This window comes from Porphyromonas uenonis 60-3 (assembly GCF_000174775.1).
In the GTDB taxonomy this organism is placed as follows: domain Bacteria; phylum Bacteroidota; class Bacteroidia; order Bacteroidales; family Porphyromonadaceae; genus Porphyromonas; species Porphyromonas uenonis_A.
Window position 1 is genome coordinate 88183 of record NZ_ACLR01000182.1, and the last position, 13453, is coordinate 101635.

At 52.3% G+C, this 13453-nt stretch carries 14 protein-coding genes; all 14 read right to left on the minus strand.

Annotation, left to right across the window (positions count from 1 at the left end; all coding sequences use genetic code 11):
- Positions 1–28: 28 nt before the first annotated feature.
- Positions 29–973, minus strand: coding sequence for a ribosome small subunit-dependent GTPase A (rsgA, locus tag PORUE0001_RS07225; RefSeq protein WP_039865773.1), 945 nt, complete (start codon positions 971–973; stop codon positions 29–31).
- Positions 974–1134: 161 nt separating this feature from the next.
- On the minus strand, positions 1135–1695 hold the full coding sequence (gene frr / locus PORUE0001_RS07230; protein WP_007365770.1) for a ribosome recycling factor: 561 nt from the start codon (positions 1693–1695) through the stop codon (positions 1135–1137).
- 31 nt (positions 1696–1726) lie between these two features.
- Positions 1727–2452 (minus strand): UMP kinase, encoded by a 726-nt coding sequence (gene pyrH, locus PORUE0001_RS07235; protein ID WP_007365804.1) that lies wholly within the window; start codon positions 2450–2452, stop codon positions 1727–1729.
- A gap of 352 nt (positions 2453–2804) precedes the next feature.
- Positions 2805–4736, minus strand: a complete 1932-nt coding sequence (locus tag PORUE0001_RS07240; protein WP_007365774.1) for a DUF6562 domain-containing protein — start codon at positions 4734–4736, stop codon at positions 2805–2807.
- Positions 4737–4826: 90 nt separating this feature from the next.
- On the minus strand, positions 4827–5888 hold the full coding sequence (locus PORUE0001_RS07245; protein WP_007365852.1) for a DUF6562 domain-containing protein: 1062 nt from the start codon (positions 5886–5888) through the stop codon (positions 4827–4829).
- Positions 5889–5898: 10 nt separating this feature from the next.
- The gene (locus tag PORUE0001_RS07250; protein WP_007365728.1) at positions 5899–7164 is read right to left on the minus strand and encodes a DUF3575 domain-containing protein; all 1266 of its coding nucleotides are present in this window, start codon (positions 7162–7164) and stop codon (positions 5899–5901) included.
- 831 nt (positions 7165–7995) lie between these two features.
- Positions 7996–9249 carry a hypothetical protein gene (locus PORUE0001_RS07255; RefSeq protein ID WP_007365848.1) on the minus strand — a complete coding sequence of 418 codons (1254 nt, stop codon included), beginning with the start codon at positions 9247–9249 and terminating at the stop codon, positions 7996–7998.
- Positions 9250–9298: 49 nt separating this feature from the next.
- A complete protein-coding gene (locus PORUE0001_RS11060) occupies positions 9299–9715 on the minus strand; it encodes a TonB-dependent receptor (RefSeq protein ID WP_262498094.1) in 417 nt (138 codons plus the stop codon).
- Positions 9648–10109, minus strand: a complete 462-nt coding sequence (locus tag PORUE0001_RS11065) for a TonB-dependent receptor domain-containing protein (protein ID WP_007365736.1) — start codon at positions 10107–10109, stop codon at positions 9648–9650. The genes PORUE0001_RS11060 and PORUE0001_RS11065 overlap by 68 nt, the downstream gene beginning before the upstream one ends.
- 14 nt (positions 10110–10123) lie before the next feature.
- The gene (locus PORUE0001_RS10945) at positions 10124–10291 is read right to left on the minus strand and encodes a hypothetical protein (protein WP_232501435.1); all 168 of its coding nucleotides are present in this window, start codon (positions 10289–10291) and stop codon (positions 10124–10126) included.
- Positions 10269–11636 (minus strand): TonB-dependent receptor plug domain-containing protein, encoded by a 1368-nt coding sequence (locus PORUE0001_RS10950; protein WP_007365855.1) that lies wholly within the window; start codon positions 11634–11636, stop codon positions 10269–10271. Before PORUE0001_RS10950 ends, PORUE0001_RS10945 begins: the two co-directional genes overlap by 23 nt.
- A gap of 92 nt (positions 11637–11728) precedes the next feature.
- Positions 11729–12349, minus strand: coding sequence for a TetR/AcrR family transcriptional regulator (locus PORUE0001_RS07265; RefSeq protein WP_007365780.1), 621 nt, complete (start codon positions 12347–12349; stop codon positions 11729–11731).
- An 11-nt stretch (positions 12350–12360) separates the two neighbouring features.
- Complete coding sequence (locus PORUE0001_RS07270) at positions 12361–13026, minus strand: class I SAM-dependent methyltransferase (protein WP_007365844.1); 666 nt, start codon at positions 13024–13026, stop codon at positions 12361–12363.
- A gap of 124 nt (positions 13027–13150) precedes the next feature.
- Positions 13151–13453 (minus strand): nitrous oxide-stimulated promoter family protein, encoded by a 303-nt coding sequence (locus PORUE0001_RS07275; protein WP_007365832.1) that lies wholly within the window; start codon positions 13451–13453, stop codon positions 13151–13153.

The following is a 13453-nucleotide window of genomic DNA, read 5'->3' on the forward strand; positions in this document are numbered from 1 at the left end:
GGTTAATGTGTGTGTATGCGTTTGGAGCTTACTGCTCGGGTCGGTAGGGACCGCTGTGCTCGTCCTGGAGGATACTCAGATAGCTCTTGTACCGTGAGGGGGCGATGCGTCCCTCCTCCAGCGCCTTGAGGACAGCGCAGCCCGGCTCGTGGAGGTGCGTGCAATTGGCAAAGCGACAGTCGCTCGAATAGGCGAAGAACTCACGAAAGAAGTGGCTCGTGTCCTCCTCGCTCATCTCTAGCGTGCCAAAAGCTTTGATCCCAGGCGTGTCAATGATCCAGCCCGAGTGCGGGCTCGGTAGCTGATACATCTCCGAGTAAGTGGTCGTGTGTTGCCCCGTCTCATAGAGCGAAGAGATAGCTTGCGTGGCCAGTCCTAGGTCGGGTATCAAGCTGTTGAGCAGGGTTGACTTGCCCGTGCCTGAGTGCCCAGCGATGAGTGTGCACTTGCCCTCGAGGAGCGATAGCAGTGCGTCGGTGCCTTGATGTTGTAGAGCTGATATGGGGTGGCAGGGATAGCCCAGCGGGGTGTAGATTTCGGTCAATTCGCGCATCACCTCCTCCTCGTCGGGCTTAAGGTCGTCAACCTTGTTGATGAGGATTTCGGTGGGGATGCGGTACGCTTCAGCCGTAGCTAGAAAGCGATCAATGAAGGTGTAGGAAGTGCGAGGGCGAGCGATGGTGACCATTAGGAGGGCTAGGTCAATGTTTGCCGCAAGGATGTGCGACTCCTTCGAGAGATTGGTGGCGCGCCGTATGATGTAGTTGCGTCGTGGCTCGAGAGACTCTATATAAGTGACCTCCTGCTGTGGATCAGGCGTGAAGTGCACCCAGTCACCGACCACTACGGGGTTGGTACTGCGGATGCCCTGTATGCGCACCCGCCCTTTGATCAGGCAGGAGTAGACCCGCTCCTCCTCGGGGACGTGCACTGCGCAGTTGTTGCCGATGACCTTGATGACTCTGCCTCGCATAGGATAGATAAATGGGGGGAATGGTAAGAGCAAAGCCACAGCCCACAGCTTGAGGGGGAAAGGTCAGACGTAGCGAAAGAGCGTCTCTCCGCTCCGCCTGCCCGCTCAGGCTGTAGGTGTGACTTGCATAGAGTGAAGTGTGATAGGGGAGTGGCGCAGAGTTAGATCGTCATGATCTCCTTCTCCTTGGCCGCAAGCGCCTCCTCGACACGAGCTATGTACTTGTCGTGGAGCTTCTGAGCATCGTTCTCCGTTTGCTTGATCGTATCCTCTGGTAGGTCCTCCGCTTTGACCGCCTTCTTAGCAGCATCGATAGCGTCACGACGTGCATTGCGGATGCTGATCTTAGCCTCCTCGCTCTCAGCTTTAGATTGCTTGACTAGCTCCTTGCGGCGCTCCTCCGTGAGCGGTGGCATGGTGATGCGGATCATCTCGCCATTGTTGGTCGGAGTGATACCTAGACTGGAGTCGAGGATACCCTTCTCAATGTCCTTGATGAGCTTCTTGTCCCACGGTGTGATAGCGAGCGTACGCGCATCGGGTACAGTCACGGTGGCAACCTGATTAAGAGGCATCGGTGCCCCGTAAGCCTCGACGGTTATGTCGTCCAGGAGGACAGGGTTTGCCTTGCCTGCACGTATGCGGTCTAGCTTGTCCTGGAGGAATTCGATCGCCTTGAGCATGGACTGCTCTGCAGGTTTGATAAATTGGCTTGTACTCATATTTCGTTTTGGTTGGTTTCTAGGTTATTGATTAGGAAACGATTGATCCGATCTCCTCGCCACGCATCACACGAGCCAGGTTGCCCGTCGTGTCCATGTCAAAGACGATGATCGGCAGATGATTCTCCTGACAAAGCGTCATAGCAGTCAGATCCATGATTCTGAGCCCACGATCGTATACCTCTTGGTAGGTGAGCCGAGAGAGCTTGATCGCTGTCGGGTCACGCTCTGGATCGGCCGTGTAGATGCCATCGACGCGGGTCCCCTTGAGCATGATGTCCGCTTGTAGCTCTATGCCACGGAGAGCTGAGGCAGAGTCAGTGGTGAAAAACGGATTGCCCGTGCCACCAGCGATGAAGACGATATGCCCCTGCGCTAGCAGTTGGCGAGCCGTGAGCGCATCGTAGTAGCGAGCGTAGGACTCCATCGGCGTACTGGTCATGACGACCGCACGAGGCGTGCCCTGTATGGCGGGGCACTGCGCATTGATCGCAGCGCTGATAGCGAGCGCATTGATGACCGTGGCGAGCATGCCCATACGGTCGCCCGATACACGATCCAGTCCTTCGGCAGAGCCTGCCATCCCTCGGAATATGTTGCCACCGCCCACGACGATCGCCACCTCGACGCCCATGTCGCTGATCTCGATGATCTGCGAGGCGTAGTCGTGTAGCCGTGTCGTGTCGATGCCTTGCTTAGAGCCCGCCGCGAGCGACTCGCCGCTGAGCTTGAGTAGTACTCGTTTGTATTGAGCCATAATGGTCTTATCTCATTGTATCCTCTACAAAGATAGGGAAAAAGAGCTTAGCGGTGAAGCCACACAGGGGTTCTTTCGCCTGAAAATGGATTTTCTCCCGTCTGAAAATGGATTTTCATCCTGCTCGAAAACGGCTCTTCTCCAGTTTTAAGGTGCGTGGAGCATGGAGGCGCAGGCAGTGCCCTGGTATAAAGCGAGTGGCTCAAACATAAAGCAAGAGGCTCCACCGCTGATGAGCGATGGAGCCTCTCTAGGTGATGACGAAGGGTTACTTCATCTGGTAGAAGGAGATAGGATTGCCCTCCACCTCCAGGACGGGTCCGTCGGAGACGGCGCCTGTCTTGGGATCAGATTAGTCCGTTATGGTTGGAGTCCCTTTTCTAGATGTCCCATAGAGCGGGTGTGTAGGAGCATAGCCAGAATTCTTTGTTCCGTCATACTTGAGGAATTCAATGTTGCTGACTTTACACTTTTCGAACTTCACCCCAGTAGCATCAGCGATGTCTCCGACCAGTCCTGCGATGTTTGTCGTAGACGAACCATTGACACGCAGGCTGACGTAGTTAGCTGTACACTCGATTAGTGTATGGTTCTTGTTTAGAGATCCAACCATACCTCCGATTTGAGTGCCTTTTGCCTGAATTGTGATATTTGTTACACTACACTTCTTGAATACGAAAGGCTTATCGGGATTCGTATATCCGACGAGTCCTCCCACATTCTGGGTCTTGAAGATGCTGTTAGCCCCCTTAATGAAAACGTTTTTAGCATGTACGTTCTCTAGGTTTCCGCAGAAGTATCCAACACATCCAGCAAAGTAAGCCGACTCACTATGTTTCTTACCCGGCTCTACCTTTACGCCTTCGAGACCATTGATCGTGATGTTTTCGAAGGTTAGATTCTTGATATCTCCATACCATACCCCAAAGACACCAGTTTGTTGCTCTCTCTTGAAGAAGCCACTGGTCTTGTATAGGAATTTCTGAACACTGAAGTTACGTAGGGTATGGCCGTTTCCGTCGAATGTGCCGCAGGGACCACCAAAAGCACCAGCGCGAGGCCCGATGGGGTACCAGTCAATACCGTTCATGTCAATGTCAGACTCAAGCTTGAAGACTTTATTAGCTCCTAGCTCACCAGGATTATCAGAGACCCACATCATCTCTTCACGATTGGTGATGTGGTAGGTCGTAATTGTTTTACCACCCTCCACACTGGTGGTAATTGCGGGCTTCTTGGGAGTGACGCCTTGAGGAGCAAACCAAGGCTTATGGTTGTTGTACTCCTCGATGAAGTTCTCTTCGATAAGCACCTTGATACTAGTTGCAGTCGTCAGGAGGTTACCCATGAGGGTGGTTAGGTAGTTACGCTGGATAGGTACATTGACAGCGAAGTCGTAGGTTGAGATAAGCTCTCCGTCTTTGCCACCCTTTTTAGCCGTGAAGACTACGTGAAGAGGTGTCTGCTCAGACTGGTCAGTCATTAGGTAGTCTACGGTCATGGTGCGGTTGTGATCGTCAGAGTCATAACCGAGCATGTAGTCCTTCTGGTCTTTGTTTATATTGACATCGTAGGTGATGATGCCTGCATCATCCTTCGCCGTGAGAGGAGTTCCCGTAGAGACTCCCGTCAGTAGGTTCATAGAGTTGAATCTCTTACAATCTGCGCCATAGTACTGGATAGAGAAGTAGTCAGGCTTGTCAGCTGGCACGAGCCCCCAGTCTGTAGTAACGACGCGAATCTTAGAGAAGGGACGGCGTAGTACGAGCGTCTCGTTAATAGCCTCCGTACCAACATTGATCTCCTTCGCAATCCAATAAGCATCGCGAGACTCGTCGTTTAGTTGCTTGTCAGGGGTGTCGATGCAAGTAATGTTTGTGAAGTCAGCGGTGTTGTAGTGAAGGTCGGCGGTCTCACCTTGCTTGACGAAGTCTGCCCAGACTACGAACTTGTATTTTCTATTGGGTGTTAGTCGTATCTCATAAGTGATCTCCTGGTAGGAGTCTACGGTCTTGACTAAAGGCGCTATGACACTCTCGCCCGAGGCGTTGTAGACAGCGAGCTTGTATCGGATGTCGTACTTCGACATGTCTACGTTAGTGATACCACCCTTGGCACTAGAGCTATTGGCGGAGGCACGGAGGGCCTGCATGTCTTCGGGGAGAGATAGCTTGATAACTACTTTACCCGGATCATTACTGTCTAGCTGGTCATTCCTCTGGCATGAAGCTCCGATCAGGAGGATAGCTAGAGAAGCCAGGAAAAGCTTGATTCTTTGATTCATACTGCTACTGTTAATTGTTGGTTTATGATATGTGATTGGGACTCTTCCTTTGTGTCGTCAGAGAAAAGATTCCCCTGTATTTCTGCTTGCCTATATCTTGATGATAAATTCGCCATCGAAGTCTTCATCAATCTGGATGCCATCGTCCTTTCCGAAGCTCTTGGTCAGGAAGTACCCCTCGAGGAGCGTCTCGTGGTTCCTGAGGAGAGGTATGTGTACACCGTTTATGTGGCTGATTTCCTTGCCGTGGTCATAGATATGGAAGTCTGCGACAACGACATTCTCCTCGCTCCAAGAGGTGAATATATAGTCTAGAGCTAGAGACACCGTTTTATGGTCCGAAGAGACGTATATATCTGGCTTGACATTCACGCTGTAGTTTACCCCAAACTTGTTAGGTCTGCGCTCGGGTACATTATATCCGACGGCAGCGAATTGGGTATAGATAATCTTTACGGTGATGTCCTCGATATTACTGCCGGCTAGTAGGTAGTCTCCGTAGTCGATAGCTCTAAGCCAATAGCGAGCGTTGGGTCTCACCATATGTACGGGTATCTTACGATCTCTGATCACCTTATGGGCATCGGCTGCAGAGGCTGGATATCCCTCTGGTGTCAGGGTATAGTCTATGATGAAGTCTTCGGTCCCGACGGCGCAACTCCTCAAGTGCGCATTCTGTGGATAGGTTGAGAGGTCTGTGCCAATGTGCGTGAGATCAGATGTGAGATAGTGCCAGTCCTTGATCTCATTCGCCTTAATGTAATCGGCAAAGGCTGCAACCTTGTACTTGCCCTGAGGTAGATACACATGTATCGTATCCTGTGGGGGGAGGGCGTTGTGAGGCTGAGTGACTACTCTTCGCTCCACTACGTGTCCAGCTTCGTCATAGATCTCGGCTGTAATCCTCATCTGATACCCATCCCCTAGCTCGTAGGGTAGTGAGGGGGTCTCGTTAAGCTTGATAACCTTCGAGTTGTATTTCTCATCGAAAACCACCTTTTTGTAGTAAGGCGGAGGAGTCCTATCGGCATTAAACTCTAGGATTACTAGAGATTTGCTAGGTGTAGGGTACTCGTGTATGGTCCTATCGCAAGAGATAAAAGAGAGGATGGATAGGACTATTACTATGGCTATGGATAATCTGTACTTCATCGGTTATATTTCATTTGCGTGGGGTATACCACTTGTACATGATGGTTAGTCCAGCTCTAGTTACACCCCAGTAGCTTTCGTGAGTATTGCTATTGAATTTGGCTCCGTTGTACCAGTTTCGGTATGAGTCGTAAATGTAATCTGCGTACCCGACACCGATGTTTGCTTCTAGAGCCCATCTCTTGTCTTTACCAAAGTTCCAAGAGTATCCGTATCCAACGCCTGCATTCCATAGTGCATGGTTGGGGTCTTGGTAGCGGCCCTTATCGTTGAGGGCAATATTGAATCCGAGTAGAGCTCCATGTAACCCTACGAAATGTCCCTCTCCGGCTTTTCGTCCGAGCCAGTATCTAAATTCTGGTTGCGAGCCAAGAAGTCTGATCTTCCTATCTGGGACTCGTATGTCGTAGGGTGAGTATACAAAGGGGATGTCTAGCGAGGTCTTTCTCCACAGCTCGACCTCTACGCCAAGGTTCGCCACGAGGATCCCATCGAAGAGGAGATTGTTCTTAAGGGCGAAGAAACGTGTCTCAGCCACGGGAAGAAAAGAGGCTTCTATCTTGGGTAGCATACATACCTCGGTGCTCGGAAGGAGTGTCGGGGGCATAGGCGGGATCTTAGGGAGCTCTACATTGTAAGCCTTGCATACGATGACCATGCGGGCATTTCTAAAGGGCGTAAAGAGTCCGTAGATGAGGTTATGCCAAGTCTTGCCTTGATCAATAGCACGGATCTTCGTTTTTCTCAGCTTCCAGTCCGGCGTATTATCAATGATCTCTAATAAGCGGTCTCTGTAGGGGTAGTCCTTATCCTTGATTAGGGCTCTACGAAAGCCCTCCCAGTCCTCTGCCAGGTTCTGAGTGCGTACCAAAGCTGGATCCACAGAGGTGTTTTTGAGAATAAAGTTCTTGAGGATTTCAGACCGCCAGAAGCCTAGATCGTAATTGTGCGCTACTGGTCCCTCGGGAGAAGCACTACCTCCGATCCATAGGTACTGAAAGTCCACTCTTTTGTCTTGCAGTACTTGGTTGACGAGAGCTGCCACACTGTCTAGTTCAGGAGACGGGATGTATGTATGCTTGTCAATATCAAAGATGATAGGCACTAGCCCAGTCTCGCTGTATGCAATGGTGGAGTCGGGCTTGTTGTCGGGGAGGAATACTACGTGCTTAGGGTACACCATATGCCCGACGATAGGATTTAGCTTATCATCTTGAGCATAGATAGATACTGCTAGAGCTAGTGTAGATATTATTGTCAGTATAAATCTTCTCATGAGGAAAGGTTACTTATATAGGTTTGACCGATATCTAGGAGGTAATCCTAAAGGCTCCTTATTTACCTTTGGGAATAGCGGAAAGATAAGTGTAGAACCCTTCATTTGCTAGTCATAGGTCTAGATGAAATAATGATTCACGTTTAAGGAGTGTCGGCATATCTGTATGTGATGTGAGTTAAAACTGTTATGCCTCTGAGACAAAGGTAGTTTTTTTTTTCTTATCAGCAAAATCCGAACTTGATGTGTGTGCTCGTACGTTCCCCTTTAAGGTGCAACACGCAGGAAAGGGTAGAAAAAACTCGTGGGACGTTATTGGACAACCTAGCAAAGCTGGCGCATTACAACTCGCTCTTCTTCGATGAACTTCGAGGAATATATGGCTAAATCCTCGCTACAAAGCGGTATAGAGCCACTCTATAGCTACTCTTACATCTCCGCTGATTCTAATCTCTACCGAAGAAATCGAGAATCTCCAGGGAGCAAACGAAAATTCTCCACGGAACCGGGAAATAAAAGTTCGGAAGAATGAAATGAAACTTCGGAAGAAAGAAATCAAAGTTCCGATGAATTTTCCGATTCCTCCGTGGAGATTCGGCGATTTCCACCGAGGAATTGCTCAATTTCCTTGATAGTGCCGTCGATGACTTCATCCTAAATCATGCGTCAGACCTACCTTTTGGATGAAAATGGATTTTCATCCTGCTCGAAAACGGCTCTTCTCCAGTTTTAAGGTGCGTGGAGCATAGAGGCGCAGACAGTGCCCTGGTATAAAGCGAGAGGCTCCACCGCTGAATGAGCGATGGAGCCTCTCTTGGTGATGTGGCAGGGCTACTTCATCTGGTAGAAGGAGACGGGATTGCCCTCTATTTCAAAGACGGGTCCGTCGGAGACGGCACCTGTCTTAGGATCGTAGGAGTAGAATCCGCTACGCTCCTTGCCTGCCGAGCCGATCATGATCCGATCGTTGTACCACCCGAGGGCGCATGCGTGAGGATTGGACACTGGGATACCCTCGATCTGCTGGATGGTACGCTGCTCTAGGTCGATGACCGTAGGAATACAGTAGAGAGCCGTGTAGGGGTTCTTGTTCTCGGGGTCGAGCGCATAGATGCCCATGATGGCGACCACCTTGGAGCCAGAGATGTAGCGCATTGATACGAAGAAGTTGGCGGGGAGCTTGGTCGTCTGGGGTAAGACGCCCTTGACCTCGATGTTGATCTCCGAGAGCTTCATAGACCATGAGGGGTCGATCTCGGTCTCACCCTTTTTGATGCGAACGATACCGCTGGGGAACTCAGGGTTGAAGCCAAAGCTCCCCATGCAGAGTATGTACAGATCGCCCTTGTCATCGAGGAAGATCGAGTTAGCCACGATCGGACGGGTAGCGACAGAGAGCCCCGAGGTGGTAGAGGAAATCTTCTTCTCCACCTTGTCCGTTGCGATGTCTATGAGCGCCAGCTCGACCTCCTTGTGTAGTGGCATCCACTTGGGGTCCATCTGACAGAGCCCTACGTAGAGCTTGCCGTCGCGTACTGCCATAGCACCGGGCATCACATTGGTGTCATCGTGCTTGTACTGGTTGAGGTCTATCACGGCCGTCTTGGTCATCGTCTTGGGGTTAAACGCCCAGACCTGTCCGATGTTTTGGAAGCTGATGTAAGCCTTCTCTGGAGAGACCTCGACCACATTGCAGGCAGCGGCTCCTCCTGGTAGCTCCATAGCGCCACGCTTGGTGAGCTGCAACTCCTTGCTTACGGTGTAGCAGACGAGCTCAGCCTTGCCCATACCCATATAGTCGGGCAGGACGTAGAGATGATCCCCGCAGTAGATAGGCTCCGTGCCGAAGCCGACAGGCACGCCACGGCTGTTGTCGTACTTCTTCGCCTCGATAGAGCCGATAGCCTGCAGGTACCCATTGCCTGAGGCACCGTCCGCATTCATTATTGAGGTAGAGAAGAGAATCCGCTCACTACCCGTCTGGGGTGTCGGCTTAGGCTCCTTGTCACAGCTGGTGAGCGCTAGCCCTAGTAGGAGGGCAGCGATAAGGGTGAGCCTGTTGGTTAGTTTGTTGAATCTGTTCATAGTGAAATCTGTTATTTGAATTGGTGAATATATAGTTGTCATCTGATTGTCATCTGAAGAGGTATCGCAGCTTTACCGAGAAGTTAATGCCTGGTAACGGACGGTTTAGCTCGGACATCTGACGCTGGTTGGTCAGGTTCTTGACCTTGAAGGTGATCGTCCACTGATTATTGCGCAGGCTCTGCTCTAGTCCTAAGTCTAGGCGCAGAGCAGTCGGTATCTTGCGCTCTTGGTACTGGCTCACCTCAAAGTCGTAGTAGTACTGATGCACATAGGAGGCGTCGAGCATCAGACGGCTGTTGTAGCCCTCCCCGCCGAAGAGGTTCTCCTTGTGTAGCTCCAAGCCCGCATTGGCTAGGAAGTAGGGGATGTTGGGCATACGCTTGAGGTAAGTTGGGTTAGCGACATTCGTCGAGGGGATCAGTCGGCGCGTGTCTCTGAGGTCTTGGTAAGTTTGCATTACCATAGAGATAGAGCCAGGGGAGGGCATCCCACTTCACCTCGCCCTCTACGCCCCAGGTGCGGATGCTCCCGAAGTTCTGATAGCAGCTCATCGAGGGGATGAGCCCTGGCATGAAGCGGATCATATCGGTGACGTAAGAGCCGAAAGCGTTGACCTCAGCCTCGATCAACTGCCCCGACGTGGGCGAGAAGTTGCGATAGACTAAGCCAACGTTGCCCCCACGGCTATGCTCGGGGCGCAGGTCGGTCGAGGCGCTGATAGAGTAGCCATTGCCTAGTAGCTCCTCACTCGTAGGGATGCGCACCTCGTCCGCATAGGAAGCCTTGATCAGGAAGTCTGGCGTGAAGCGGTAGCGGATAGCTTCGCTCCAGCCGAAGAAGTGTCGGTTAGTCTCCACATCCTTGAGGTCGCCTATACTGATGTCCCGATGACCTTAGAGCGAGAGCGGTAGTTGTAGTACTTTGCGGTGAAGGCATTCTGGAGCTTATCCTCAAAGAGCGTGAGGTCGTAGGAGGCACCCGCCGTGAGGCTGTTCATACGGCTCTTGAAGTTCGCCTTATAGCCCAAAGCTCGATCCATAAGCGTGTCCGTCGGATTGCGATAAGCGTAAGTGTGGCACAGGTTGAGATTGAAAGCTTGATGGCGGTCTAGCGTATAGTTTAGGTTGACCTTGTCCACCAAGTTGATCGTTCGATTGACCCCCATCGGTAGGTATGCTCGATAGTTCGCCTCCATAAGAGGAGCCTGCGGGGTACTCCTTGCCATCCCAGTCGTAGCGATGCGCAGCCTTGTCGGTCAGTCCATTTTGCCCGAATACCACCCCGACCGATGCGTCTAGATCTAGCCCTGGGAGGAAGAAGTCTGCACGCTTGAAAGTGCTCTCCAGAGCCAATCCCTTGGAGAGGGTAAAAGCTTCTCGTACGTCCCACTCGAAGCCCTGTATCTCTCTGCGAATGTAGGTCCCAGCGCACTCTAGCTTGATCTCGTCAAACCACCACTTCGTTGCCTTGAGGCTACCGCCTAGGATCGCTTTCCGAAACTGATCGTGGTCGCGCCTCACGATCCGATCCTTGTAGTGTGGCAACTCCATCTTGTAGTTGTTGTCCGAGTAGGCGAGCGTACCGCCTACGCCAAACTGCACGCCTGCATCCTCCAGGGTACGCTTGAAGACTGTCGAGAGCATGTGCGAATTGTACGACCCTACCTCATACGAAGCGTCAAAGTACTTCGGCGGGTACTCCTTGAGCACCACATTCACTGCTCCGCCCATAGCTGAGCCACCAAACTTGTAGGGTACGATCCCCTTGTAGACCTCCACCCGCTCGATCATATCGGTCGGGATGTCATTGATCGAGATGAAGTCGCTCATCTCGCCAAAGGGTGTCTCGTCAATGTAGATGCCCATTCGCTTGCCCTCTAGTCCACGTAGCGATATGCGCGAGGCACTCCCTAGTCCGCCCGTATTGCGCAGCGTCACACCCGTAGTGCGAGACAGCACCTCGTCTATCGAGGAGGCGGTACCTTGTAGCTGTCGCATCGAGATGACCGAGATAGGCATAGCGGACTCACGCAGAGCGCGCTCCTGACGCTTGGCAACGACGACGACACTGCCTAGCGTCGTCTCGTCGACCTCTAGTCTCACGCTGATCGGCTTGCCATCTTGCCGTGGGGATGTGATGCGCTTGCTCTTGTAGCCCACATAGCTCACGACGAGTCTCTTGACCCGCTGCTTGGAGGTGAAGCTCCAGAGCCCCTCGGCATCGGTGACGGCACCTGCCCCTTTTGGCTCGGCATAGACATTGGCACCGATGAGGGGTTCGCCTGTAGCGTCATCTAGTACGCTGCCACGGTAGTGGTACTCCTGAGCTACTGCTGCGCTGAGGGAGAGTAGCGTGATTAGTAATAGTAGTCTGTATCGTCTCATTAATTAGTTGGTTGATTTGCTTATTGGGAAGAGAGGGGAAACTGAACGTCTTTCGCTAAGTGTTCAAAAAAAGGGTCTAGTGAAACGTTTCACTAGCCCCCTAAGAGTGCTCGCCAACCGCCGAAGCTAAACTTCTCGTGGCACCGACAGAACCGTGCCAGCTCCTCTGGACTGGTGTCGGACCGCTGTAGTATAGTTTTGATGGTTGCCGTGATAAAGGCTGAGTAAATATCGATGAAGGAAGGATCGACCTCGGCTTTCCAGTCGGGATGGAGCTCTCGATACCGCTCGAAGTAGCGGATGGTCGACTCGTTGCTCAGCTGATTGAGCCGAGCCTCGTAGTGATCCAGATAGGAGCCTGCACTGGCGAAGAAGACCAGTCGCAGAGCCTCCGCATGGTCAATGATGTACTGGTAGAAGGGCGCCTTCGAGTAGCCCCTCCGCTTACGCTCCATAGGGTCCAGCATATCCATCTCCATGTCCTGATCCTCAGGCGGTAAGGCGTAAAATGCCTCTAGCCCCTTGATCGCAGGCTCTACGAGCGAGCGAAAGAGTGCCTCCTTGTCCTCATAATAGTAGTATATACTGCCCAGCGAGGCGTAAGCCTCCTTGGCCACCATACGCATCGAGGTGCCTATGTAGCCGTGCCGAGAGAAGAGCCGTAAGGCACCCTCCTCGATACGCTGCTGTATATCTAGTGTCGGACTATTCATAGTTCGTTTGCTTACCTATCTTTGATTACTGAGCAGATGAGCATGGCGTGGTACTGACGCACGGAGATACGCTCCCCAAAGAGGTTCCGAAGAATTGCCACCGCCTCCGCCGCTGTGTAGTGTGGCGGGCAGAAGTACCCCTTGCGCTCCAATATATGGCGAGCTATCCAGTCGCCCACGCGGTGCTCCCCACGTACGTAAAAGCATCCACACAGTCTCCCTCCAGGCTTTAGCACACGGTGCATCTCACGGAGGGCTTGCTCCTTGTCGGGAAAGGCTTGCAAACCACTCATCGTGAGCAGATAGTCAAACTCCCCATCGGCAAAGGGCATCGCCCCCACATCGCCCTGCACGAGCGATACATTGGTCACCCCCTCTACCTCAAAGCGGTGGGCAGCCATCTTGAGCATCTTCTCGGAGTAGTCCAGCGCAGTGATCTGAGCCTTGGCAAGCTGCTTGTACTTGTCGCAGGTGAAGACCGCAGTCCCCACCGGCACATCTAGTAGCCGCCCCGCAAAGTCATCGGGGATCATAGCCAAGACCTCTGCCGCCATCTGTAGCTGATTCACCTGCCATAGCCCATTCATAAAGAGATGCCCCCACCAGGAGCGTCCCGTCATGAGTGCATCGTAGCGGTGCATCTGCTTGGTATATGCGTTATGCTGAGCCTTAGCCATCAGTTTCTGCGGGGTGTACAGCTTGTATGGATCTATTACACCGCAAAGTTATACCTCTTTGCCAAGGAAAGACCCCCGCAAATCTACCCAGTAGTAGGTACCGCTCGTAAGACTGTGGCGAAGATTAGAGCTCGCGGAGGAGATGTTTGAGGGCGGCGAGGGGGTGGTGGGAGAGCATACGTGGACCGGCCCAGCGCATCACCGCCTGAATGCGGGCTTTCATGTCGGGTCGGTAGCAGTGTATGGGACATTTGCGGCAGGTGGGCTTCGCTACACCGTAGCGACAACGGTCTAGTCGCCGTGTGGCGTATTCGAGTAGCTCGCGACAACTGTCGCAGAGCGTTTCATTTTCCTCTTTCTTCCTGCAGTAGAGCTGGATCATTTGCCGAATGACCTGCTGCTCCTCTGCGATGCGTCCCTGTCCCAT

Bases quoted from the DNA above. Each gene is read 5' to 3' on its own strand.
- rsgA (WP_039865773.1), bottom strand. From the start codon at position 973: ATGCGAGGCAGAGTCATCAAGGTCATCGGCAACAACTGCGCAGTGCAC.
- frr (WP_007365770.1), bottom strand. From the start codon at position 1,695: ATGAGTACAAGCCAATTTATCAAACCTGCAGAGCAGTCCATGCTCAAG.
- pyrH (WP_007365804.1), bottom strand. From the start codon at position 2,452: ATGGCTCAATACAAACGAGTACTACTCAAGCTCAGCGGCGAGTCGCTC.
- PORUE0001_RS07240 (WP_007365774.1), bottom strand. From the start codon at position 4,736: ATGAATCAAAGAATCAAGCTTTTCCTGGCTTCTCTAGCTATCCTCCTG.
- PORUE0001_RS07245 (WP_007365852.1), bottom strand. From the start codon at position 5,888: ATGAAGTACAGATTATCCATAGCCATAGTAATAGTCCTATCCATCCTC.
- PORUE0001_RS07250 (WP_007365728.1), bottom strand. From the start codon at position 7,164: ATGAGAAGATTTATACTGACAATAATATCTACACTAGCTCTAGCAGTA.
- PORUE0001_RS07255 (WP_007365848.1), bottom strand. From the start codon at position 9,249: ATGAACAGATTCAACAAACTAACCAACAGGCTCACCCTTATCGCTGCC.
- PORUE0001_RS11060 (WP_262498094.1), bottom strand. From the start codon at position 9,715: ATGGTAATGCAAACTTACCAAGACCTCAGAGACACGCGCCGACTGATC.
- PORUE0001_RS10945 (WP_232501435.1), bottom strand. From the start codon at position 10,291: ATGGATCGAGCTTTGGGCTATAAGGCGAACTTCAAGAGCCGTATGAAC.
- PORUE0001_RS10950 (WP_007365855.1), bottom strand. From the start codon at position 11,636: ATGAGACGATACAGACTACTATTACTAATCACGCTACTCTCCCTCAGC.
- PORUE0001_RS07265 (WP_007365780.1), bottom strand. From the start codon at position 12,349: ATGAATAGTCCGACACTAGATATACAGCAGCGTATCGAGGAGGGTGCC.
- PORUE0001_RS07270 (WP_007365844.1), bottom strand. From the start codon at position 13,026: ATGGCTAAGGCTCAGCATAACGCATATACCAAGCAGATGCACCGCTAC.
- PORUE0001_RS07275 (WP_007365832.1), bottom strand. From the start codon at position 13,453: ATGGGACAGGGACGCATCGCAGAGGAGCAGCAGGTCATTCGGCAAATG.